The sequence below is a fragment of the Arenimonas malthae CC-JY-1 genome (assembly GCF_000747075.1).
GTDB lineage: Bacteria > Pseudomonadota > Gammaproteobacteria > Xanthomonadales > Xanthomonadaceae > Arenimonas > Arenimonas malthae.
In genome coordinates this window covers 25,044-48,441 of record NZ_AVCH01000172.1, presented here as the reverse complement: position 1 = coordinate 48,441, position 23,398 = coordinate 25,044, and the positions used below count along the sequence as shown (strand labels likewise).

The window sequence follows — 23,398 nt, the reverse complement described above, 5'->3', positions numbered from 1 at the left end:
CTCAGCCGGGCGGGTGCAGCAGCTGCCTTACCACGTCGAGGCAGCGCTGGCCGTCGAGCTCGATCTGCTCGAGCACCGGGTCGCGGCCCTGGTGGCCCGTGTGCAGGCTGAGCACCGCGGCGTTCATGAGCAGCGAATTGAGGAAGTTGCGCACCTGGTGTTCCACCACCAGCAGCGTCTCGCGCGACAGCGTCACCCAGGGATCGCGCTGGGCCGGCGGCCGGGCGGACAGGAAGGGCGCCAGCGCGGCCAGGTAAGCCGCCAGCGCGGCGCGCTCGTCCGCGCCAAGCCCGCCACCGTCCTGGAAGTGCAGGCGCAGCACCAGCCAGCGCAGCGGGCTGGTGGGCAGGTCCATGGGGAAGTCTTCGCAGGGCCTGCCGTCTTCGGGCGGCAAGGCGCCGGTGGCAGGCACCCAGCGGGCGTCGTCGCAACCGCGGGCCGCCAGCCAGGTGCGCACCGTGGCCGGGAACAGGCGCGCCAGCTCAGGCGTGGTCTCCATGGTTTTCCCCCGTGTCGCCGACGCCCGCGGCCTCGGCCGCGGGGTCGTTGCCCTGGTCGTCGCCGTCGTCGAGCGCCGGCGGGCCGGCCGGCGCGGCCTGGTAGCTGTTGAGGCGGTTGTAGAGCGTCTTGGTGGCGATGCCCAGCACCTGCGCGGCCTTGGCCTTGTTGTTGTCGAAATAGGCCAGGGTCTTGAACAGCATGCGCCGCTCGATTTCGTGCAGCGGCGTGCCCACGACGAAGGTGATGGAACTGGCGGTCTCCGCCGACGGGCCCGGGTCTTCCACCGGCAGGCCCGGCGTCACCAGGTCGCCGTCGGCCAGGATGTAGGCGCGCTGGATGATGTTCTTGAGCTCGCGGATGTTGCCCGGCCAGCGGTAGCGGCGCAGGCGGTCGGCGCCCTCGCGGGTGAGCACGCGCGCGGTGCCGCAGCGGCGGTTGAGGCGGTCGAGGAAGAGCTGGGCGATGGGCAGGATGTCCATGGGCCGGTCGCGCAGCGGCGGCACCGACATGGGGAATTCGGCCAGGCGGTAGTACAGGTCTTCGCGCAGGCGACCGGTGCTGATGGCGTCGGCGTGCGGGCGGTTGGTGGCGGAAACGATGCGCACGTCGAGGTGGATGTCCTCGCTGCCGCCGACGCGGCGGATGTGCCGGGTTTCCAGCGCGCGCAGCAGGTGCACCTGCAGGTGCGCCGGCATTTCGCCGATTTCGTCCAGGAACAGCGTGCCGCCCTGCGCCTGCTCGAACAACCCCACGTGGCGCGCGTTGGCGCCCGTGAAGCTGCCCCGCTCGTGCCCGAACAGCTGGCTGGTGAGCAGGTCGGGCGGCACCGCGCCGCAGTTGCAGGCCACGAACGGGCCCGGACGCCCGCTTTCGGCGTGGATGGCCGCGGCCACCAGCTCCTTGCCGACGCCGCTTTCGCCTTCGATGAACACCGAGGCGTCGGTGGGCGCCACGCGGCGCACTTGCCGGCGCACGGCGTCCATGGCCGGCGACGGACCGGCGATGCCGTGCCAGGGTTCGCTGGGCGGCGTTTCGGTGGCGGGCTGGCGGGCGGCGGCGGTTTGCAGCAGCTGGCGGAACTTCGCCACCTGCAGCGGCTTCACCACGTAATCTACGATGGGCAGGTGCATGGCCTTGAGCGCCGATTCCACCGTGGGGTGGCCGGTGATCAGGATCACCTGCGTGCGGCCGCCGAGGTCGAGGTGTTCCAGCAGTTCCAAGCCGCTGCCGTCGGGCAGGGAAAGGTCCACCAGCGCCACGTCGAAGGCGTGTTCGCGCAGGCGCTGGCGGGCCTGGCCGAGGCTGCCGGCGATCACCACGTCGAAGCCGAGGGCCCGCGCGATTTCGGCGGCGGCCCGCACGAAGCCGACGTCGTCGTCGACGATCAGCAGGACGGATGGATGGGTCATGGCAGCGACCTCCGGAGGATGCAGTCTGTTCCAACGCGGGCGCGCGCAGGCGGCAGACGATCACAATTCCGGGGGGCTGGGTCGATCTTACACCGGTGTGTAATTCCTGCATCCGCGGCGCCGGTTGGCACCGCGATTGCATGGGGTAATGCTGTCGGGGAAAGCGTGCCTTACGGCCCGAGGAAGGCCCGTGCCACGGCGTCCGGCGCCTTGCGCAGCAGCGAGGTGTTCACCTGCAGCGGAATGTCGGTGGCCTCGTCGGGCAGGCGCGGCAGCAGCACGCCGTGCTCCTGCGCGCGTTCGGCCAGGGCGGCGGAGGTGAGGCCGCGGGCCTGCAGCAGGAACGTGCTGGTGCCGTTTTCCAGCTTGCGCGCGGTGAAGCGGCTGCTCGCTTCCAGGCGGGCGATGACCTTGTCGGCGGCCTGCCAGGCGCGGGCATAGTGCGCTTCGTAGTCGTCGAGGAAGGTGTCGACGAAGGCCACCAGCGGCCAGGCGTAGGGCAGCCCGCCGCCGAACTGCCGGCGCACGTGGTACAGGCCTTCGATGAAAGCGGCGTCCCCGGCCAGGATGGCGCCGCTGGCGCCGTTGAAGTGTTTCCACAGCGACACGTACACGGTGTCGAACAGCGCCGCGTGTTCCTTCACGGAATGGCCGGTGTGCTGCGGCAGGTTGAACAGGCGGGCGCCGTCGAGGTGGCAGCGCATGCCCTGTTCGCGCGCCCAGGCGGTGAGGCGGACCAATTCGTCGAAGGGCACGAATTCGTGCTGGCGGCGGCGCACGGGGCTTTCGATGCTGAGCACGCCAATACGGCTTTCCACGCGGCCGCCGGCGGAGCGCGCGGCCCATTCCTTGGCTTCGTCCAGCGTAAACGTAGCGCGGCCCGGGGCCAGCGGCAGCAGGCTGAGGCCGCTGAGAACCTGCGCGGCGTCGCCGCTGTCGTTGTAAAGGTGGCTTTCGGCCTGCACCAGCACGCGGCGGTGCTCGCCCGCGAGTTTGCGCACGGCCAGCTGGTTGGCCAGCGTGCCGGTGGGCAGGAAGATGGCGGCTTCCTTGCCCAGGCGTTCGGCGAACTTCGCTTCCAGCGCCTCGATGGCGCCGCCGCGCGAGTAGTAGTCGGGCGCGAAGTTGGCGCCTTGCACGGCTTTTTCGAGCAGGACGGCGTATTCGCGCGGCGTGAGCGCCTGGCCGTCGGAGAAAAAGTTGACCTGCTGGAAGAGGCCGTCGTTCGTCGCTTCCGCGGCGTTGGCCGGCAGCAGCGTGGACGCGGTGGCCGCGGCGCCCGCGGCGAGGAAATGGCGACGATCCATGCAATGCCCCCTGGCGACCCGACGCCGGGCCGGCGGGGTTCGTGCGGGGCTCAGGATGCCGGCCGCGTGCTTGGCGGGTCAATCGTGCGCCGCTTGCGCCGCGCTGCCGCCAGGACTAGCGTGGAGCTGCTGGAACAGGGGCTCCACCAACGAAAGGAGGGGTGCCATGAAACTCTTCACCGCGCTCGTGCTGGTGCTCGCCGTGTCCGCCTGCGGACAGATGCACCACCGGCACAGGGTCCAGAAGGCCGGCGGCGACACCGTGTTCGTCTGCCACAAGGGCAAGAAGACGCTGGAAATCCCCCGCGAAGCCGCCGACGCGCACATCGCGCATGGCGACTGGTACGGGCGCTGCTGAGGATCCCGCTCAGCGCGCAGGGTTCGCCTGCCCCGGGTGGCGGCCTTCAAGCACCCACGCACGCAGCGCGGAAAGCGCTTCGGCTTCCGCGCCCGGCGGGAAGCGGCAGTGGCCGGCGCCCACCGGCGGCAGTTCGAACACGTGGTCGCCGCGGCCGGCGTTGCGCGCCAGGTCGAGGTAGCGCGACGAGGTTTGCGACGGGATGACTTCGTCGGTGGCGTTGGCGCGCAGCACCACCGGGCGCGCCGCCTGGCCGGTCAGGCGCAGGCGGGCGTTGGCGTAGGCCACCGCGGCCGGGTTGCCTTCGTAGCGGCGCACGCCGGCGTTGAGCGCGGCGGCGTCGGCGAAGCCGCCGTAAGTAACCTGGGTGTTGTCCACCGGCACGCCGCCGGCGCGTTCGGCCAGCTCGTGCAGCACGGCGAAGCGCAGCACCAGGCCGCCGGCCATGCCCTCGCGCGGGATGCCGAAGACCTGGCCGAAGCGCGCGGCGAAGGGTTCGTCGGACTGCAGCGCGGCTTCGATCTTTTCGGCGTCGGGCCAGCGCGGCGTGCCGGGGTCGAACAGCCCGCCCGGGGCAAGCACGCCCGGGTAGCGGTGGGCGAACACGGCCAGCGCGCCCAGCACCGGGCCGTTGAACAATTCTTCGGCGGGCGCGTTGGCGCCGCACAGCGCCAGGCCGCCGTCGTAGGCCTGGCCGTGGGTTTCCAGCGTGCCCAGCACCAGGTGGGCGCCCATGGAATGGCCCATGGCCCAGGTGCGCCTGGGCTGGCCCAGCAGGCCCACCACGTGCCGGCGCAGGGCCTCGCTGTCGGCCAGGGCCTCGGCCACCGACCAGCCGCGCGCGGAATAGTCGGACTGCGCCACGGCGAAGCCGGCGTCGAACAGCCAGCCTTCGTAGCCGTTGCGCGGCATCACTTCGGGGATGGGCTGTTCCTGCGGCGCGTAACCGTGGAAATAGACGATGAGCTCGCCGTTCCAGTTCGCCGGCACGTCCAGCCGCCAGGGCGCGCCCGCGATGGTGCCGGTGTGCTCGCTGGGCTGCGCAATTTCAGGCTTGGGCGCCGGCGCGGCGGCCGCGGGTTCCGCGGGCGGCGTGGAGGCGCAGGCGGATAGCAGCAACAGCAGGCACAGGGGCAAGAGGCGCATCGGCGAACTCCGGACCGGGGTGCAGGGGAGTGTGCCAGTTTTTGGAAACGGGTTGCTCAGCGGTGCTGGTCCACCAGCACCGGGTTGCCGTCGGGGTCGACGACGATGAAGTGGCCGGGGCCGGTGGTGGTTTCGTCCACTTCGGTCACCGGCGTGATGCCGCGGGCTTTCAGCTGGCGCTGCAGTTCGCGCACGTCGGTGAAGGGGTCGACGTTCCGGCCGTTGTTGTCCCAGCCCGGGTTGAAGCACAGCATGTTCTTCTCGAACATGCCCTGGAACAGCCCGACCACGGTGTCACCGTTCTTCATGATCAGCCAGCCGTGGTGCATCTGGTCGTGGAAGGCGGTGAACCCCAGCGCTTCGTAGAAGGCGCGCGAGGCGGCGATGTCCTTCACCGCGAGGCTGAGGGAGAAGTTGCCGAGGTTCATGGTGAGGTCTCCGGGCGCGTATCCGCCGGAGGATGCACCCGCACCAGAGGTTCGGCAACTGACGCCGGAAAGGCTGGATATGGCCGCCGCTTCGTTCGGGATGCGTGCCTCCAGGTAATCAACGGTGCAGGGGCAAGGGGTTACCCATGAGAACCGGGCGCTCTATTAGTCTTAATTGGCCCGGCTTGGTACTGGCCGCGTTTGTGTTACTCGGCTTCTGGAGCCCAGTAATTGCATCTGCCGAAGAGGCCAAGGTTTGGGTAAACACCAGCTCCGGCGTCTACCACTGCCCGGGTACCCAGTACTACGGCAATACGCAGCGGGGGAAGTACCTGGCGGAGTCCGATGCCATGGCTTCGAACTATCGCCCTGCGTACGGCCGCCGCTGCTCCTCTGGAGCCCGGAGCGTGGCATCAACGCCGACGATCCAGGCAGCAGCCGCGGTGCCAAGCGCCAGCACCGAAGTATGGGTCAATTCCAGTTCGGGCGTTTACCACTGCCCAGGAACTCGGTACTACGGAACAACGAAACGCGGGCGCTTCATGTCGGAAGCCGACGCGACGGCAGCCGGCAACCGGCCTGCCTATGGTGCGCGGTGCGGGCGATAGCGTTGGTGCCACCCGGCTACGTCAGGCGATATCCCGCAGAACACCCGGATGCCGGGCGACGATCCGCAGCAAGGTTTCCGCCGCACCCGAAGGCATGCGTCGCCCCTGCTCCCATTGCTGCAGGGTGCGGGGGGAGATGCGCAGCGCCGCCGCAAACTCCGATTGGGACAAGCCCGTACCGAGACGGGCCTTGACCACGTCGTTCAGCGACACCTCGAACTTGCGGCCAATCTTCCCCGCCTTGAGCTCCTCGAGAGCCTGGACCAGTTCCTCGCCAATGTCGCGACCGGCATCGCGAACCGAGAGGGATTTCTTCCTTGCCTTCACTTCATCATCTCCAACAATCTCTTGAGCACACCAGGGGAGAGCGAGTCGCGGGCCGATTTGGAATATAGGGTCAGCAACATCACGGTGCCCGCCTTCGGCTTCAGTGCGTAGATGACCCTAACGCCGCCGCGCTTACCCATACCCGGCCTGGACCACCGGATCTTCCTGCAGCCGCCCGAACCGGCAATGACGTCGCCGGCTTCGGGGTCCAGCGCCAGGTGGAGAATGAAGTCGCCGTACTCCTCGGGCGACCAGTACTCGGGCCAGAGCCGAGAGAAAGGAGCTGACTCGATGACAGTCAGCACTGGGATCAACTATGCGCCATTGGCGTATGGCGTGCAAGTGCCGCGCCGGGAGCGTGGCTGCGGATGGCGGCTTTGGCACTGAGCATCGGGCGGCTCCGATGGGAACCGCCCCACTCTCGTCTGACGGTTAAAGCTCGGGCATCAGTCTTCGCCGCCTGCCGGCGTCATCCTTCACGCCGCCTGCCGCAACGCCACCTTCGGGAAATCCACCGGCACGCCGAGGGCCACGTTGACGTAGTTGGTGAACAGGTTCAGCGCCACGTGGGCCAGCAGCTCCACGATGCCTTCGTCGTCGAAGCCGGCGTTGCGCAGGGCCTGCACGTCGTCGGCGGTGACGGCGGCGCGGTGTTCCACCACCTTCAGCGCGAAGGCGAGCGCGGCGGCGGTTTTCGGCTCCGTGCTGTGGCCGGCCTGGGCGTCGGCCATTTCGGTGGCGCTGGCGCCGGCCTTGCGGCCCAGGGCGGTGTGCGCGGCCAGGCAGTAGTCGCAGCGGTTGCGGTCGGCGATGGCCACCGCCACCTGCTCGCCCAGCTTCGCGGGCAGCGAGCCGCCGCCGAGCGCGCCGAAGCCGGCCCACATCAGCTGCAGCGCGGCCGGCGAATTGGCCACGGCGCGGAACATGTTCGGGGTGGCGCCGAACGCGCCCTGGACCTGCGCCAGCAGCGGCTGGCTGGCGGCGGGGGCGGTGGCGGCGGTGTGCAGGGGAACGCGGGACATGGGGTTTCTCCGAAAGGGTCGCGCCGATTGCGCCAACACAGGATCGGGCCTAGGCTCGGGTTCTTGGTGACGATTCGTCCCGATTACTTGATGGAGCGTCCGGAATGGCCGTGGACCGCCTGCAGGGCCTGCTGAGCCGCTTCTCGGTGAGCGCGCGCCTGTTCCACAGCGGCCCGCTGTGCGGCATCAACGATTTCGCCGACAACGGGTTGGGGCAATTGCACCTGGTGCGGCGCGGCCCGCTGGAGGTACACCACGCCGGCGAAGTGGTGCGCGTGGACGAGCCCAGCCTGCTGTTCTACCCGCGCCCGCTGGCGCACCGTTTCGTGAGCGACGAACACGTGGGCGCCGACATGGCCTGCGCCAACCTGGCCTTCGGCGGCGCGGTTTCGGCGGGCGTGGCCACCGGCGCCGGCCACCCCATCGCGCGTTCGCTGCCGCGCTTCGTGTGCCTGCCGCTGTCCGCCCTGCCCGGCGCCGCGCCCGTGCTGGACCTGCTGTTCGACGAAGCCTTCGCCCAGCGCTGCGGCCGGCAGATAGTGGTGGACCGCCTGTTCGACGCCATCGTGGTGCTGCTGCTGCGGCACCTGCTCGACAGCGGGCACATTACCGAGGGTCCGCTGGCGGGCCTGGGGCACCCGCAGCTGGCCAAGGCCATTGTGGCGATGCACGACGAACCGGCAGAGCCGTGGACTCTGGAGACGCTGGCCGGGCGGGCCGGCATGTCGCGTAGTCGGTTTGCAGAGGTGTTCGCGGAAGTGGTGGGCGAAACCCCTGCGGCCTACCTGGCGCAGTATCGAATCACCCTGGCTCAGCAGGCGTTGCTGCGCGGTGAGGGCCTGGATCGAATTGCACAGAAAGTGGGTTATGGAAGCGCAGCGGCGCTGTCGCGAGCCTTCAGTGCCGCTCGCGCATTGTCGCCGAGGGCGTGGCGGACCCACGCTAAGAGGTTAGACTCCTCGCCGAATAAGTAGCAATGCGGCGTCGGAAAATCCACAAATCCAGCCTGCCAACACACCTAACCAGCGGGGATGGGTGAACAAAATCAGTTCCGCTCGAGCGGTATGGCAAATAGGACACTATATTGCCTACAGCAACTAGTCGCCTTTAGCAGTCACAAAAAAACAATCTGAATTGGCAGCCAAACCATATGCGCTTCTATCCAGCCGAGCCAGACATCTCAACCCTTTTCAACAGGATCCAGGATGGTGATATTGACCTGCAACCTGACTTTCAGCGTGGAGAGGTCTGGCCAACATCCAAGCAGCAACGCTTGGTCGATACGATCCTGAGAGGATGGGTTGTTCCGCCGGTCCTATTGGTGCAAGACCCATCGAGCTCGAGCAAGCAGCAAGTCTTGGATGGGCAGCAGCGATTGGCTGCGATTCGAGACTTCAAGCTAGACAGGTTCTGCGTCGACGGCAAGATCAAGCCCGCAGACGCGCACATTCAGTCATTGCACGGAACCCGCTTCAGCGAACTGCCGCTTGAAACCCGAAAGGCATTTGACAGAACCACAATCCGAATCTATGAAGTCGCAGACTACAAGCCCGAAGAACCTGCAGAGATCTTTTTTCGGCTTAACCAGCCAACCACACTCACTTCTGCCGAAAAGAGGAACGCGTTTTTCGGCCCTGTTCGCGATCAAATTCGAGACCAAGTCCTTCGGTTTGAAGATGCGACAAAAGCATCGGAGTGGATTGGGTTCAGCAACAGTCGCATGGCGTACGACGATGTCTTCGCTAGATTTGCATGCACGATTGAGTTTGGCACTCTCCGCAAGAAGCTGACCGCCTCAGCAGTAAATGACCTGTACCGACGGGATACGCCGCTAAGACAGGATTCATGGGATCGTTTTTCCTACAGTATTGACGTAGCTGAGAACGCATTCAGGGCAATGCGTAGCCATCTACACCACGCACCTCTCCCAAAGCTTAATAAGGCAACCTTTTACTCTTGGCTTGTCTTTATTTCCCGGCTCGACAGGAAAGTCGACCCATCAAGCTTGGCGCTTTTCATGTCCGCATTTGAGACTCTTCGAGCCGAAATCTCCGGCGACGGGGGCAGATTCGGCGCAATGCAGGTTCAGAAGTTCATCGAAAGCACTAGTGCAGTACGCTGCGTGCTGCAGATTTTCACAGACAGGGCAACATCACGCGTATCGGACGTGTCCTCCGTGACAGCCAGAGACTTCTCTCTTTGGGTCGCCTGGCATGCATCGAGATTTAGCTCGTTTGCTGGCTGCACGGACCCTGCCTACCGCAACCTTTCCGAGTTTCTTTCAGCGCCAAGCGAGTTTCAAAGCGACTCGTATGCGATGCGATTCGTTGATTACTGCAGCTGGGGGGAAAGTCTCTAGTATGCGCATCGCCGACATCGAAATCGGCTGGCTCAAGTGTCGCCAAGATCGAGCCACGCTTCGCATCGACTCTATCGCCACAGATGAAACTGCGCCTGAGCATGAGCACCAAGTCGGCTCTCGAATAGTTGGCTTTGTTGGGCCGAATGGGGCGGGAAAGACTCGCCTTCTATCTAGTCTTCGCTTACTGGCGGCAGGATTGCCGCCACAGGATGGCGATGCTATTCGGTACATCTCAGGAGAGTATCGAGGGCAACGATTCCGGATTCCCTCCATGGCCGGTGAAACCACTCCTCCGCTTGCCTACCTCGATGCATCACGTGAAGCTCACTTCGCAATAACACTCTTTGAAAACCAGGCCAACCTGGGTGAACTAATCGAACAATTTGGGCCGCGCCAGGTCACAGGCCACGAACTCGATCGCTACCGGCACGTATGCCGAAAGAACTATGATTCTCTGAGAATAAGAGAGATTGAGGCCCCAACGAGCTCAGAGCTGGGGTCGGAAGAGGATGAGAGCGAGGAAGTAGTTCCTTACTTTGAAGTCTCTTGTGATGGGATTTCTTATGATTCCACATCAATGGGGTTTGGGGAGCTGTGTGCTTGCTATGTGATCTGGTGGGTCTATAGATTCACTTCGAGCACGATTCTGGTGCTAGATGAACCAGACTCTCACCTATCTCCGTCGTCCAGGAACGAACTACTTGATATCATCGCCCTTGCTGCGAGCGATAAGAAGCACGCAGTAATCTTGAGTACTCATTCTGCTGAACTGCTAGATCGCTTGGTGGAGTCTGAAATTCTGGTTGTCCTGCCAGATCGGTTGGCTCGATCGAGGAGCAACGTCTCCCGCGCCACAAGCAAGAGGCATGCGCTAAGAGGACTAGGTCTATCGCGTCCCGCACGCATTTTGGTAGTTGTTGAGGATGTCGACGCCAAAGAGGCAGCTCGGCAGATTCTTAATCTCTGGGGCGACGGCCTAGCTCGTTACTTTGACATTCAAATTGTTGAGGGCGGAGCCACGGAGCTGGCGAGGTTCGTCCGCCAGTTTCCGAAATCAAGCGGCTCATTCAGAGCTTACGGACTACTCGACGGCGACAAACGCACCGAGTTCAAGACCGCCGAGGACCTGATTTTTCTCCCCGAGGACAACGATCCAATTGCCGCAGCCCGGGCAAAGATTCAACGGGATGTCGGGGCCTTCAGCCAAGCCATTGGAGTTGAAGAAAAGCAAGTGGTCGCCGCCCTAGACAGAGTCTCACACCTCGACCACCACGATTTCATCAATGGTCTTATCGACGCACTTGGAATGCATGCTAGTGCAGCAACAGTGCGAACAGCGGTTATTGCAGCTTGGCTTAACGACGACGCCGTGAGAAGGGCCACAAGAGAAGCGGCGGAGACACTGCTTGGCCACTTAGCCGCAATGCCACTGAACTGATTTCGCCCGCGATGCATTAGCCAAGCATGGGTTGTACGTCTTGATTGTCGCGCCGACGCGAATCCGAGCAAGGAATCGGGGCAGCACACATCAGCCCAACGGGGATCGGGTGTTGCTTTGACTCCCGTCTTGAGAGAGCGGCCCTAGCATTCCACCCTCTCAACTCGCCTCACACCCCAATCGGATTCGCCTTCTCGGGATCGATCTTGTACTGCTTGATCGCCCGCGCCACATCCTTCGCGTTCATCTTGCCCTCGGCAGCCAGCGCGGCAATCGCCGCGTGGGCGATGTAGTAGCGATCCACCTCGAAGAACCGGCGCAGGTTGGCACGGGTGTCGGAACGACCAAAGCCATCCGTACCCAGCACCGTGTACTTCATCGGCACGAACGCGCGCACCTGGTCGGCGAAGGCGCGCACGTAGTCGGTGGCGGCGATGGCGGGGCCCTGGCGGCCTTCCAGGCACTGGGTGATGTGCGGCACGCGCGGCTTGTCTTCCGGGTGCAGGCGGTTCCAGCGCTCGGCGTCGAAGCCGTCGCGGCGCAGCTCGGTGAAGCTGGGGCAGCTCCAGATGTCGGCGCTCACGCCGAAGTCCTTGTCCAGCAGCTCGGCCGCGGCGATGGCCTCGCGCAGGATGGTGCCGCTGCCCATCAGCTGCACGCGCAGTTCGCCCTTCTTGGGCTTGCCGGCGTCCTTCAGCAGGTACATGCCCTTCAGGATGTTCTCGGCCGCGCCTTCCGGCATGTCCGGGTGCGCGTAGTTCTCGTTCATCAGGGTCAGGTAGTAGTACTCGTCCACCTGGTCCTCGAGCATGCGCTTCATGCCGTGCTGCAGGATCACCGCCACTTCGAAGCCGAAGGTGGGGTCGTAGGCCTTGCAGTTCGGGATGGCGCCGGCCAGCAGGTGCGAATGGCCGTCCTCGTGCTGCAGGCCTTCGCCGTTGAGCGTGGTGCGGCCGGCGGTGGCGCCCAGCAGGAAGCCGCGCGCGCGCATGTCGGCCGCCTGCCAGGCGCTGTCGCCGATGCGCTGCATGCCGAACATGCTGTAGTAGATGTAGAACGGCAGCATGGGCTGGTCGGACGAGGAATAGCTGGTGGCGGCCGCCATCCACGAGCTGAAGGCGCCCGCTTCGGTGATGCCCTCTTCCAGCACCTGGCCTGCCTTGTCCTCGCGGTAGTACATCAGCTGGTCGGCGTCGACCGGCTTGTACTTCTGGCCTTCCGGCGCGTAGATGCCGATCTGGCGGAACAGGCCTTCCATGCCGAAGGTGCGCGCCTCGTCGGCCACGATGGGCACGCACAGCGGGCCCACCTGCTTGTCGCGCAGCACGATGTTCAGCGCCTGCACGAAGCTCATGGTGGTGGAGTTCTCGCGCTCGCCGGTGCTCTTGAGTAGGCGCTCGAACACTTCCAGCTTCGGCGCTTCCAGCTTCTTGCTGGTGGTGCGACGGCGCTGGGGCAGGAAACCGCCCAGCTTCTCGCGGCGCGAACGCATGTATTCCACTTCCGGCGACTTTTCGCCCGGGTGGTAGAACGGCACCTCGGGCAGCTTGTCGTCGCTGACCGGGATCTGGAAGCGGTCGCGGAAGGCCTTCACCGCGGTGTCGTCGAGCTTCTTGGTCTGGTGCGTGGGGTTGAGCGATTCGCCCCAGCTGCCCATGCCGTAACCCTTCACCGTCTTGGCCAGGATGACGGTGGGCTGGCCGGTGTGCTTCACGGCGCGGTCGTAGGCGGCGTACACCTTGTGCGGGTCATGGCCGCCGCGGTTGAGGCGGGCGATATCCTGGTCGCTCAGGTTCGACACCATGCGCTTGGTGGTTTCGTACTTCCCGAAGAAGTGCTCGCGCGTGTAGGCGCCGCCGAAGGCCTTGCAGTTCTGGTACTCGCCGTCGACGGTTTCCATCATCAGCTTCTTGAGCGTGCCGTCGGCGTCGCGCGCCAGCAGCGGGTCCCAGTAGCTGCCCCAGACGAGCTTGAGCACGTTCCAGCCAGCGCCGCGGAAGCTGCCTTCCAGCTCCTGGATGATCTTGCCGTTGCCGCGCACCGGGCCGTCCAGGCGCTGCAGGTTGCAGTTGATGACGAAGATGAGGTTGTCCAGGCCCTCGCGGCCGGCCACGCCGATGGCGCCCAGGCTCTCGGGCTCGTCCGTCTCGCCGTCGCCCAGGAAGCACCACACCTTGCGGTCGCTGGGCGCGATCAGGCCGCGGTGCTCGAGGTACTTCAGGAAACGCGCCTGGTAGATGGCGCTGATGGGGCCCAGGCCCATGGAAACGGTGGGGGTCTGCCAGTAGTCCGGCATCAGCCACGGGTGCGGGTAGCTGGAGATGCCCTTGCCGTCCACTTCCATGCGGAAGTTGTCGAGCTGGCCTTCGCTGATGCGGCCTTCCAGGAAGCTGCGGGCGTAGATGCCCGGCGAGCTGTGGCCCTGGATGTAAAGGATGTCGCCCGGGTGCCCGGCGCTGGGCGCGCGCCAGAAGTGGTTGAAGCCCACGTCGTAGAGCGTGGCGCCGGAGGCGAACGAGGCGATGTGGCCGCCCAGGTCGCCGGGGCGGCGGTTGGCGCGCACCACCATGGCCATGGCGTTCCAGCGGATGATGGAGCGGATGCGCCATTCCATCATCGCGTCGCCGTCGCTCTTGGCTTCCAGGTGCGGCGGGATGGTGTTGATGTATTCGGTGGTGGGCTGGAACGGCAGGTGCGCGCCGGCGCGGCGGGTCAGTTCGACCATGCGCTGCAGCAGGTGGTGGGCGCGCTCGGGGCCGTCGGCGTCGAGCACGGCCTTCAGCGATTCCATCCACTCGCGGGTCTCGACGGGGTCGAGGTCGTTTTCCAGGGCGTCGGTCAGCCAGTTCATTCTTCTCTCTTCCTCGCGGCCGGCGGCCCGGCGCGTCGTCGTTTCCGGATAAGGACCGGAAGTTTACCGCAGGGTATGCTCCGGGGGCGGCTTCGGAGGGAAGCGTGACGGACCAGCAGCCACGGCACGGGTCGGTCGGCGGGCGCCAGGTGCCCTGGCGCCGGAGCCTGCGCACGCGCCTGCTGCTGTGGTCCAGCCTCACCAGCGTGCTGCTGCTGGTGGCCGTGGCGGCGGTGTTCTACGTGGCCCTGCGCGGCGTGCTCATCGCCAACACCCAGGCCGAAATGCGCGGGCTGGCGCAGCAGGCCGCGGGCGGCCTGGAGGCCACGCTCGATTCGGTGCAGGTGAGCGGGCGCACGCTGGCCGGCACGGCCTCGGGCCTGGGCCGGCAGCCGCTGAACCTGCGCGCCCTGCTCGAGGCCACGCTGGCCGCCGACCCCGACATCGCCGGCGTCATGGTGGCCATGGAACCGGGCCGCCTGGGCGACGACGACCCGGGCTTCGACTGGTACGTGCGCCGCGAAGGCCTGGGCCTGGTGAACACCCCCCTGAAGGGCCTGGGCTACGACGACTACCGCGTGTTGCCCTGGTACACGCGCACCGTGGGCACCGCGCGGCCGTGGTGGTCCGAGCCGTATGCGAACGACGCCACCGGCGGCGAACTGTTCGTCACCTACAACCTGCCGCTGTTCCGGCCCGGTGGCGAAGGCATGGGTGCCATCGGCATGGTCAGCCTGGACGTACCGGTGCAGCGCCTGCGCGGGCAGCTGGGCCAGCTGGTGGACGCGCCGGGGCTGGTGCCCATGCTGTTTTCGCCGGAATTCCGCGCCGTGGTGCACCCGGACACGGCTTTCAGCGGCGGCGGCCCGTTGCCCGAGGTGATCGAAAGCACCGGGCGCCAAGACCTGGCCCCGCTGGCCGACGCCCTGCGCCGCCGCCTGCCGCTGGAATGGCAGCACACGCTGGCCGGCAGTGGCCCGCGCGCCGGCGAGCGCCACTACAGCTTCGCGCTGCCGGTGGGCGAAACCGGCTGGAGTTTCGCGCTCAGCGTGCCGGAGCACGTCATCCTGGCCCAGCTCAACGCGGTGACGCTGTGGGGCCTGGGCGCGGGCCTGCTGGGCGTGGTGCTGTGCGTGTGGGCCGTACGCCGGCACGCCGGGCTCATCGCGCAACCGGTGGAGGACCTCACCGACACCGCGCACCATTTCGCCCGCGGCGAATTCGACTACCCGCTGCGCCATGTCGAACGCGAGGACGAGGTGGGCGTGATGGCGCGCGCCTTCGACGCCGCGCGCGGCTCCATCAAGCGCCAGCTGGTGGAGATCACCGGCATGGAAGCGGCGCGTTCGCGGCTGGAAAGCGAATTGGGCATCGCCCGCGACATCCAGCAGGCGCTGCTGCCGGGCCCGGGCGAACTGCGTGGCGGCGGTTTCCACGTGGCCTGGCACGGGCTGCTCGACCCGGCCAAGGAAGTGGGCGGCGATTTCTACACCGTGTTCGGGCGCGAGGGCGACGCGCTGTGGTTCGCCATCGGCGACGTGTCGGACAAGGGCGTGCCGGCCGCGCTGTTCATGGCGCGCACGATGACGGTATTGGAAGTGGCGGCGCAGGCCGGCGGTTCGCCGGGCAGCGCGCTGCGCGCCGCGGCGCTGCACCTGGCCGAAGGCAACGACACCTGCATGTTCGCCACCGTGCTGTGCGGCGTGCTGGAGCTGGGCACGGGCCAGCTGGTGCTGGCCAGCGCGGGCCACGAACCGCCGGTGCTGCTGCACGCCGACGGCCGCCGCGAATTCCTGCCCGTGCCCACCACCGGCCCGCTGGGCGTGGACGTGGCCGGCGACTACCCCGCCTGGCGCGGCCGCCTGGCGCCGGGCGACACGCTGCTGCTGTACACCGACGGCGTGACCGAAGCCTTCGACGCGGCCAACCAGGCCTTCGGCGAGGCGCGTTTGCTGCGGGCGCTTGAAGCAGGCGCCGACCCGGCGGCGCTTTGCCACCGGCTTCACGCGGCCGTGCAATCCTTCGCCGGCGAGGCGCCGCAGTCGGACGACATCACGCTGCTGGCGCTGCGTTACCAGGCCGGGGACGCGCCATGAACGACCTTTCCGCCGCCGCCACCCACGTCGTGCACTGGCGACACAGCCTGCGCACGCAGCTGATGGGCTGGTTCGGCGCGCTGCTGGCGCTGGTGCTGCTGGCTGCGTTCGTGGTGGCCTATTACGTGGCGCGCCAGCAGCTGCTGGGCGAAGCCGAGGAGCGCACCCGCTTCGAAGCCCGCCAGGCCGCCGAGCGCATGGCGGCGGCCATGGAGTCGGTGCGCATCACCGCCGACGGCGTGGTGGGCCTGTTCAACCGCCTGGGCCTGCAGCAGGCCGACCTGGCGGGCACGATGGAAGCGCTGGTGGCGGCGGACGGCTCGGCCGCGGGCGGCCTGGTGGCGCTGGAGCCGGGCGTGCTGGTGGACGGCCGGCCCATGGCCTATTACGCCGGCCGCGACGCCTTCAACGTGCCCGACCGCGACATGCTGGCCGACGGCTACGACCTGTTCGCGCAGGGCTGGTACCAGCGCACGCTGCAGACGCCGGCGCCCTGGTGGTCGGAGCCCTACTTCAACGAAACCGCCGGCGGCGTGTGGATGGTCACGCTCAACCGCCCGCTGCGCGACGTCCACGGCGTGGCCCGCGGCATGGTGAGCCTGGACGTGCCGGTGCGCCGGCTGGGCGAACTGCTCGACCCGGTGCGGCAGATCCCCGGCCAACACGTGATGCTGTTCGCGCCCGGCGGCACCATCGCCCTGCACCCCGAGCCGGGCGTGGCGCTGAACCACACGCTGGCGGCCTACGCGCAAATCGCCGGCCGCGGCGACCTGGCGCCGCTGGAAACCGCGCGCGCCGCCGGCCAGGCGCTGGAATTCCGGCACCGTTCGCCGGCGGGCGGCAGCGAGCGCTTCACGGTGTACACGCCCATCGCCGATTCGGGCTGGGGCCTGCAGCTGTCGCTCGACTACGACGTGGTGCTGGCCGACCTGCGCCGGCAGGCGCGCTGGCTGGGCCTGGGCGCGCTGCTGGCGGTGCTGGTGATGGCGCTGGTGGTGCGCCGGCTGGCGGCGCGCATCACCGTGCCGCTGAGCGAACTCACCGGCTCGGCGGGGCACTTCGCCATCGGCGAATACGACTGGCCGGTGCCGCACGACACCCGCGGCGACGAGGTGGGCGTGATGGCGCGGGCGCTGGAGCGGGCGCGCGATTCCATCCGCTTCCAGCTCGAGGAGATCGCCGGCATGGCCAGCGAGCGCCAGAAGCTGGAGAGCGAACTCGACATCGCCCGCGACATCCAGCTGGCCATGCTGCCGCCTTCCCGCCAGGTGCGCGCGGCCGGCGCGCGGGTGGAGGCCGGCGCCCTGCTCAAGGCGGCCAAGGCGGTCGGCGGCGACTTCTACAATTTCTTCGAACAGGGCGACGGGGTGCTGTGGTTCGTGGCCGGCGACGTGTCGGACAAGGGCGTGCCGGCGGCGCTGTTCATGGCGCGCACCATGACGGTGCTGGAAGTGGCGGCGCGGCTGGGCGGTTCGCCGGCGCGGGCGCTGGCCGAGGCGTCCCGGCACCTGGTGGAAGGCAACGACACCTGCATGTTCGCCACGGCGCTGTGCGGCAAGCTCGACCTGGCCAGCGGCGAACTGGTGATGGCCAACGCCGGCCACGAACACCCGGTGTGGCTGCGCCCCGACGGCCGGCGCGAATGGCTGGCCGTGCCGCCGGGCGGCCCGCTGGGCTTCGAGGCCAACGACGACTACGTGCTGTGGACGGGCCGGCTTGGCCACGGCGACACGTTGGTGCTTTATACGGACGGCGTGACGGAAGCCTTCGACCTGGCCAACCTGGCCTTCGGCGAAGAACGCCTGCTGCAGGCGCTGGCGCCGGGGCGCGATGCCCAGGGCCAGTGCGCGGCGCTGCTGGCGGCGGTGCAGGCCTTCGCGGCCGGCGCGCCGCAGTCCGACGACATCACCGTGCTGGCGCTGCGCTACCTGCGCGACGACGGCACCAACGAGGACGCGTGACCATGCACATCCTGCTCCAGGTACCGCAGGAAGAAGGCCAGCTCGGCGACCTGGTGGCCGCCATCGACGGCGTGCTCGCCCGCGAGGGCGTGCACCCGGGCGTGGCGCACGACGTGCAGCTGGTGGCCGAGGAAGTGGTGTGCAACGCGCTCGACTACGGCCGCATCGAAGGCCGGCAGCACGAAATCAGCGTCGGCATCGCCATCGAGGGCGACCTGATCACGCTCGAGTTCAAGGACGACTGCGTGGCCTACAACCCGCTCGAGCGCCCCGACCCCGACCTGGAGGCCGACATCGCCGACCGCCCGGTGGGCGGGCTGGGCGTGCACCTGGTGCGCCAGTTGGCCGAGCAAGTCACCTATGCCCGCGAAGGCGTGCACAACGTCCTTCGCGTCGTCCTGCGAACCGAGCCCCCCGGGAGACACGCATGAACCTCAGCGTCCAGATCCAGCCCGCCAGCAACGGCAGCCAGCGCGTCGCCGTCGGCGGCCGCCTCGACACCCACAGCTACCAGGAACTCGACCGCCAGCTGGCGCCGCTGCTGGCCTCGTCCATCCATTCGCTGGTGCTCGACCTGGCCAACCTGGAATACATCAGCTCGGCCGGCGTGCGTTCGGTGTTCAAGGCCCGCAAGGCCCTGGCCGCGCGCGGCGGGCGGGTGCTGGTGGCGCACCCGCAGCCGCAGATCCAGAAGGTCTTCGACGTGGTGAAGGCGGTGCCGCTGAACGAGATCTTCTCGTCCATGGCCGAAGCCGACGCCTACCTCGACGCCATGCAGCAGAAGGTGCTGCGCGGCGACGAGGACGAATGAAAAAGCCGGGTCAGCTGCGGGCGGCGCGGATCTGGGCGTCGACCGCCGCGATGGCGGTCATGTTGACGACGCGGCGGACCGTGGCCGACGGCGTGAGCACGTGGGCCGAGGCCGCCAGGCCCATCAGGATGGGGCCGATGCCCACGCCGTCGGTGACCGTGCGCACCAGGTTGTAGCTGGCGTTGGCGGCGTCGAGGTTGGCGAAGGCCAGCAGGTTGGCGCGGCCCTGCAGGCGCGAGTGCGGGAAGATGCGCTGGCGCGCTTCCTCGTTGAGCGCGATGTCGGCGTGCATCTCGCCTTCCACCTCGAGCTTGGGCGCGCGCTCGCGCAGGATCTCGAGCGCGTCGCGCATCTTCTGGGCGCTGGCCGATTCGCTGGAGCCGAAGTTGCTGTGGCTCACCAGCGCCGCCTTCGGCGTGATGCCGAACAGCTTCAGGCGGAACGCCGCCTGCACCACCGATTCGGCCACCTGGGCAGCGGTCGGGTCGGCCTGCACGTGGGTGTCGGTGAAGAAAAACACGCCCTTCTCGTTGAGCACGGCGCTGAGCGCGGACAGGCCGCGCACTTCGTTTTCCAGGCCCAGGATCTCGCGCACGTACTTGAGCTTGCGCACGTAGCGGCCCACCAGGCCGCACAGCAGCGCGTCGGCTTCGCCGCGGCGGACCATGAGCGCGGCGATCACCACGTCGCGCGAGCGCACGATGGCCTTGGCCGCCGAGGGCGTGATGCCCTTGCGCTGCATGATCTCGTGGTAGAGCTGCCAGTAGTCGTTGAAGCGCGGGTCGTCGTCGATGTTGGTGACGTCCACGTCCACGCCCAGGCGGATGCGCAGGCCCAGGCGCTGGATGCGGCGCTCGATGACCGCCGGGCGGCCCACCAGGATCGGCCGGGCCAGGCCTTCGTCCACCACCGTCTGCACGGCGCGCAGCACGGTTTCTTCCTCGCCCTCCGCGTACACCACGCGCTTGCGGTCGGCGCGGGCGCGGTCGAACACCGGCTTCATCACCAGGCCGGTGCGGAACACCCAGCTGCTGAGGCGGTCGCGGTAGCTGTCGAGGTCTTCGATGGGGCGCGTGGCCACGCCGGAGTCCATGGCGGCCTTGGCCACGGCCGGCGCCAGCGACACCAGCAGGCGCGGGTCGAACGGGCGCGGGATCAGGTATTCCGGGCCGAAGCGCGGCGTTTCGCCGGCATAGGCGGCGCCGAGGTCGGTGGCCTCGCGGCGGGCCAGGTCGGCGATGGCGTGCACGCAGGCCAGCTTCATTTCCTCGTTGATCGTCGTGGCGCCCACGTCGAGCGCGCCGCGGAAGATGTACGGGAAGCACAGCGCGTTGTTCACCTGGTTCGGGTGGTCGCTGCGGCCGGTCGCGATGATGGCGTCGGGGCGCGCCTGCCGGGCCAGGGTCGGGTCGATCTCGGGCGTGGGGTTGGCCAGGGCGAAGATGACCGGCCGGTCGGCCATCTGCTTCACCATTTCCGGCTTGAGCACGCCGCCGGCCGACACGCCGATGAACACGTCGGCGCCGACGATGATGTCGGCCAGGGTGCGCGCCGCGGTGTCGCGGGCGTAGCGCACGATGCCGTGGTTGGCGCCGCCCGGCTGCAGGTCGGCGCGGCCGGCGTGCAGCACGCCGTCGCGGTCGGTGACCAGGATGTTTTCCGGGCGCATGCCCAGCGCCACCAGCATGTCCAGGCAGGCGATGCCGGCCGCGCCGGCGCCGCTGACCGCCAGCTTCACCGTGGCGATGTCCTTGCCCACCACCTTGAGCGCATTGAGCACCGCGGCGCCGACGATGATGGCGGTGCCGTGCTGGTCGTCGTGGAACACGGGGATCTTCAGCCGCTCGCGCAGCTTCTTCTCCACCACGAAGCACTCGGGCGCCTTGATGTCCTCCAGGTTGATGCCGCCGAAGGTGGGCTCGAGGCTGGCGATGATCTCCACCAGCTTGTCCGGGTCGTTCTCGGCGATCTCCAGGTCGAACACGTCGATGCCGGCGAACTTCTGGAACAGCACGCCCTTGCCTTCCATCACCGGCTTGCCCGCCAGCGGGCCGATGTTGCCCAGGCCCAGCACCGCGGTGCCGTTGGTGATGACGCCCACCAGGTTGCCGCGCGCGGTGAGCGCGCTGGCTTCGCCCGGGTCGGCCACGATGGCTTCGCAGGCCGCGGCCACGCCCGGCGAATACGCCAGGGCCAGGTCGCGCTGGGTCACCATGGCCTTGGTCGGGGTGACCTTGATCTTCCCGGCCGGGGCCTGGCGGTGGTAATCGAGGGCGGCCTGCTTGAAATCTTCTTGTTCGGACATGGACTTGGGCATTGGGGGCGGGCGGGGGCCGCCGAAAGACCCCCATTCTAGCGGCCCCGGCCGGCCCCGGGCCGACGCCCCCGTATGGCCGGGCCTAGAGGCCCAGCACCAGGTCGTCGGCGTCCACCCGGTCGAGCCGGATCTTGTTGGCGAACAGCGAGAAGGCCAGCGCCCCGGCCAGCCCGTTCGCGCGCTGCATCCACGGCGGCAGGTAGCGCGGCGCGGCGATGGCGCCGGCGTCGAAGGCGCCTTCGAGCGCAAACACGTCCTCGAGCGCCATTTTGCCGGCGAACAGCTGCCGCGCCCGGCCCAGCTGGTGGTGGCGCAGGCACCAGCGGAAGAAGGTGTGCACCGCCAGCAGGCCGTGCAGGTACACGGTGTCCTTGGTGAAGGCCGCGCCGCCGCCCAGCGGCACGCCGCGGAACACGCGCTGGGACGAGGTAAAGCTGTCGGTCGGGCTCTGCCCGGCCTCGATGAAGAAGCGGAACACCTCGACGAAATCGGCGCCGTGGATGGCCTTGTCGATGGCCACGATGCGCAGGCTGATGCGCTTCATGCGCTCGATGTCCATGGAGCCGGAAATCAGCTCGGCGAAGGTGGCCAGGCCTTCCTGCGTGGCCGTGGTGCGCGGCGAGCCGCGGCCCAGGGACTTGAGGTGCGGCTGCTCGCGGCCGTTGAGGCCGGTGAGCGTGTGCACGAAGGCTTCGTGCACCAGCAGCTGGTTGCGGTCGTATTCGGAAAAGCCGGTGGCGGTGCGCAGGCGGATGCGCTGCGAACTGGCGGCGGCCTTGGCGATCAGCGTGTCGTCGAGCTCGACGCGCACCTTGTGGTCGGTGAAGAAATGGTCCACCGCGGCCTGCAGCTCGGCCTGCACGGTTTCGGCCGGCAGCACGTAGTCGGGCTCGATTTCCCGCAGCTCCTGGTCCATCTCGTCGGCCAGGCCGACGAAGTGCCGGGCGGCGTCGAGGTTGGTGGGGCCGTCGCCGGGCAGCATTTCCATGGGCCGGCCGAACAGCCGGGTGGAATAGGCGGTGACGCGGTGGGTGCCCACGGCGTCGAGCAGGCGGGTGGTGATGCGCCAGCTTTCGGCGGTCTGGCGCAGGTAGCGGCCGATGGGTTCGTCGGGGTCGGCGCCGTCGTGCACGGCTTCCAGTTCGCGCCGCACCTCGGCGTAGTCGCCGCGCGGGTATTCGGGCCTGGGCAGGTGGATGCGGCCGATGCGCCAGGCGCCCAGGAACTCTTCCTGCAGCCGCGCCGGCCAGCTCACGGCTTCCAGCAGGCGGATGCCGCGCACCGCCGCCACCAGGCGCGCGTCGAGCGCGGCGTGGTGCTCAAGCGTGCGGGCGTCGGCGGCCATCAGCGGCGGCCGTACTTGTCCTTGAGGCGCTTGTTGAGCGCCTTGCCCATCACCCGCGCCTCGGCCTTGCGCTCGGCCTGCGAGGTGGCGGCGGCTTCCATTTCGTCGCGCAGCTTGGCGTAGTTGAGGTAGCGCGCTTCGTCGAGCACGCCCTCGTCGAGCGCGGCGCGCACCGCGCAGCCGGGTTCGTTGCCGTGGCCGCAGTCGCGGAAACGGCAGTGCATGGCCAGGGCTTCGACGTCCTCGAAGGCGTCGGCCACGTCCTCGTCGCCGCTGAGCTTGACCTCGCGCATGCCCGGCGTGTCGATCAGGCAACCGCCCTGCGGCAGCGGCAGCAGCACGCGCGCGGTGGTGGTGTGGCGGCCGCGCGAATCGTTGGCGCGAACGGCATTCGTCTTCATCTTCTCGCGGCCGAGCAGCGTGTTGGTGAGCGTGGACTTGCCGGCGCCCGAGCTGCCCACCAGCACCACCGTGCGGCCCGGGCCCAGGTAGGGGTGCAGCACGGCCGTGGAGGCCGGGTCCTTGGCGTTCACCGGGTGGATGGGCACGCCGGATTCGGCCACTTCCACCAGCAGGTCGACGCAGTCGTCGACGATGTCGCACTCGTCGGCCTTGGTCAGCACCAGCACCGGGTCGGCGCCGCTGGCGCGGATGAGCACCAGGTAGCGTTCGATGCGGCGCGGGTTGAAGTCCTGGTCCAGGCCGACCACCACCAGCACGTGGTCCACGTTCGCGGCGATCAGCTGCTGGCGGTGGTGTTCGCCGGCCGCGCCGCGCTTGAGGATGGAGCGGCGCGGCAGCATGCCGACGATGTTGCGGCCGGAGGCGTCGAGCGTGACCCAGTCGCCCACGGCGGCGCGCTGGTCGGGCGGGAAGCGCGGGCGCGTCCAGGGCATGGGCGGCTGCACCTTCATCAGCGCGTCGTCGGGGCCCAGCGCCACGTCGTAGGCGGTGCGGTGCTGGCTGGCCACGCGCGCCAGCCGCACGCCCTCGGCGGCGGCCAGGGCCTCGCGGGCGGTATCGTCATCGGGCCAGCCGATGGCGCGCAGGCGGGCGAGGTCGTCGGGTTGGGCTTGCATTGGCCGCGATGATACGCCGCCCTGCACGTGCC

20 protein-coding genes are annotated in these 23,398 nt (G+C 68.1%); 8 read left to right on the top strand and 12 right to left on the bottom strand.

Annotation, left to right across the window (positions count from 1 at the left end):
- Nucleotide 1 precedes the first annotated feature (1 nt).
- From N790_RS10125 to N790_RS10115, 3 genes are all read right to left on the bottom strand, one after another.
- The gene (locus N790_RS10125) at nt 2-499 is read right to left on the bottom strand and encodes a hypothetical protein (protein WP_043803863.1); all 498 of its coding nucleotides are present in this window, start codon (nt 497-499) and stop codon (nt 2-4) included.
- Nucleotides 483-1,910, bottom strand: a complete 1,428-nt coding sequence (locus N790_RS10120) for a sigma-54-dependent transcriptional regulator (RefSeq protein ID WP_043803861.1) — start codon at nt 1,908-1,910, stop codon at nt 483-485. The genes N790_RS10125 and N790_RS10120 overlap by 17 nt, the downstream gene beginning before the upstream one ends.
- A gap of 170 nt (nt 1,911-2,080) precedes the next feature.
- Nucleotides 2,081-3,217: a threonine aldolase family protein gene (locus tag N790_RS10115; RefSeq protein WP_052385854.1), complete on the bottom strand. Its 1,137-nt coding sequence runs from the start codon at nt 3,215-3,217 to the stop codon at nt 2,081-2,083.
- Between the two features lie 166 nt (nt 3,218-3,383).
- Between N790_RS10115 and N790_RS10110 the strand changes: the two genes are divergently transcribed.
- A complete protein-coding gene (locus N790_RS10110; protein WP_043803859.1) occupies nt 3,384-3,575 on the top strand; it encodes a hypothetical protein in 192 nt (63 codons plus the stop codon).
- Between the two features lie 9 nt (nt 3,576-3,584).
- On the opposite strand, the gene N790_RS10105 is transcribed toward N790_RS10110, so the two are convergent.
- The 5 genes from N790_RS10105 to N790_RS10085 form a co-directional block, all read right to left on the bottom strand.
- Nucleotides 3,585-4,721 (bottom strand): alpha/beta hydrolase family protein, encoded by a 1,137-nt coding sequence (locus N790_RS10105; RefSeq protein ID WP_052385853.1) that lies wholly within the window; start codon nt 4,719-4,721, stop codon nt 3,585-3,587.
- 56 nt (nt 4,722-4,777) lie between these two features.
- A complete protein-coding gene (locus N790_RS10100; protein WP_043803858.1) occupies nt 4,778-5,149 on the bottom strand; it encodes a VOC family protein in 372 nt (123 codons plus the stop codon).
- Nucleotides 5,150-5,778: 629 nt separating this feature from the next.
- Nucleotides 5,779-6,084 (bottom strand): helix-turn-helix domain-containing protein, encoded by a 306-nt coding sequence (locus N790_RS10095; protein ID WP_043803857.1) that lies wholly within the window; start codon nt 6,082-6,084, stop codon nt 5,779-5,781.
- Nucleotides 6,081-6,389: a type II toxin-antitoxin system RelE/ParE family toxin gene (locus tag N790_RS10090; RefSeq protein WP_043803856.1), complete on the bottom strand. Its 309-nt coding sequence runs from the start codon at nt 6,387-6,389 to the stop codon at nt 6,081-6,083. Before N790_RS10090 ends, N790_RS10095 begins: the two co-directional genes overlap by 4 nt.
- Before the next feature lie 171 nt (nt 6,390-6,560).
- Nucleotides 6,561-7,106, bottom strand: a complete 546-nt coding sequence (locus N790_RS10085; RefSeq protein WP_043803855.1) for a carboxymuconolactone decarboxylase family protein — start codon at nt 7,104-7,106, stop codon at nt 6,561-6,563.
- 104 nt (nt 7,107-7,210) lie between these two features.
- Between N790_RS10085 and N790_RS10080 the strand changes: the two genes are divergently transcribed.
- The 3 genes from N790_RS10080 to N790_RS15670 all read left to right on the top strand — a co-directional run bounded on the left by N790_RS10080 (nt 7,211) and on the right by N790_RS15670 (nt 10,906).
- Nucleotides 7,211-8,080, top strand: coding sequence for an AraC family transcriptional regulator (locus N790_RS10080; RefSeq protein ID WP_043803854.1), 870 nt, complete (start codon nt 7,211-7,213; stop codon nt 8,078-8,080).
- Between the two features lie 176 nt (nt 8,081-8,256).
- A complete protein-coding gene (locus tag N790_RS15675) occupies nt 8,257-9,465 on the top strand; it encodes a DUF262 domain-containing protein (protein ID WP_084062841.1) in 1,209 nt (402 codons plus the stop codon).
- A gap of 274 nt (nt 9,466-9,739) precedes the next feature.
- Nucleotides 9,740-10,906, top strand: a complete 1,167-nt coding sequence (locus tag N790_RS15670) for an AAA family ATPase (protein WP_169742173.1) — start codon at nt 9,740-9,742, stop codon at nt 10,904-10,906.
- Nucleotides 10,907-11,075: 169 nt separating this feature from the next.
- Here N790_RS15670 and aceE read toward each other — a convergent pair whose 3' ends face one another.
- Nucleotides 11,076-13,757 carry a pyruvate dehydrogenase (acetyl-transferring), homodimeric type gene (aceE, locus tag N790_RS10075; RefSeq protein ID WP_043803852.1) on the bottom strand — a complete coding sequence of 894 codons (2,682 nt, stop codon included), beginning with the start codon at nt 13,755-13,757 and terminating at the stop codon, nt 11,076-11,078.
- Nucleotides 13,758-13,861: 104 nt separating this feature from the next.
- Here aceE and N790_RS10070 point away from each other — a divergent pair, with 104 nt between their 5' ends.
- From N790_RS10070 to N790_RS10055, 4 genes are read left to right on the top strand one after another with little or no spacing between them, the layout of a single operon-like run.
- A complete protein-coding gene (locus N790_RS10070) occupies nt 13,862-15,853 on the top strand; it encodes a SpoIIE family protein phosphatase (RefSeq protein WP_245593772.1) in 1,992 nt (663 codons plus the stop codon).
- The gene (locus N790_RS10065; protein ID WP_052385852.1) at nt 15,850-17,814 is read left to right on the top strand and encodes a SpoIIE family protein phosphatase; all 1,965 of its coding nucleotides are present in this window, start codon (nt 15,850-15,852) and stop codon (nt 17,812-17,814) included. Before N790_RS10070 ends, N790_RS10065 begins: the two co-directional genes overlap by 4 nt.
- A gap of 2 nt (nt 17,815-17,816) precedes the next feature.
- Nucleotides 17,817-18,245 (top strand): ATP-binding protein, encoded by a 429-nt coding sequence (locus tag N790_RS10060; RefSeq protein WP_052385851.1) that lies wholly within the window; start codon nt 17,817-17,819, stop codon nt 18,243-18,245.
- On the top strand, nt 18,242-18,625 hold the full coding sequence (locus tag N790_RS10055; protein WP_043803850.1) for an STAS domain-containing protein: 384 nt from the start codon (nt 18,242-18,244) through the stop codon (nt 18,623-18,625). The genes N790_RS10060 and N790_RS10055 overlap by 4 nt, the downstream gene beginning before the upstream one ends.
- A gap of 10 nt (nt 18,626-18,635) precedes the next feature.
- Here N790_RS10055 and N790_RS10050 read toward each other — a convergent pair whose 3' ends face one another.
- The 3 genes from N790_RS10050 to rsgA all read right to left on the bottom strand — a co-directional run bounded on the left by N790_RS10050 (nt 18,636) and on the right by rsgA (nt 23,366).
- Complete coding sequence (locus tag N790_RS10050; RefSeq protein WP_043803897.1) at nt 18,636-20,930, bottom strand: NADP-dependent malic enzyme; 2,295 nt, start codon at nt 20,928-20,930, stop codon at nt 18,636-18,638.
- 94 nt (nt 20,931-21,024) lie between these two features.
- Complete coding sequence (locus N790_RS10045) at nt 21,025-22,287, bottom strand: peptidase MATCAP family protein (RefSeq protein WP_043803848.1); 1,263 nt, start codon at nt 22,285-22,287, stop codon at nt 21,025-21,027.
- Nucleotides 22,287-23,366, bottom strand: coding sequence for a ribosome small subunit-dependent GTPase A (gene rsgA / locus N790_RS10040; RefSeq protein ID WP_043803846.1), 1,080 nt, complete (start codon nt 23,364-23,366; stop codon nt 22,287-22,289). Before rsgA ends, N790_RS10045 begins: the two co-directional genes overlap by 1 nt.
- Between the last annotated feature and the right edge of the window lie 32 nt (nt 23,367-23,398).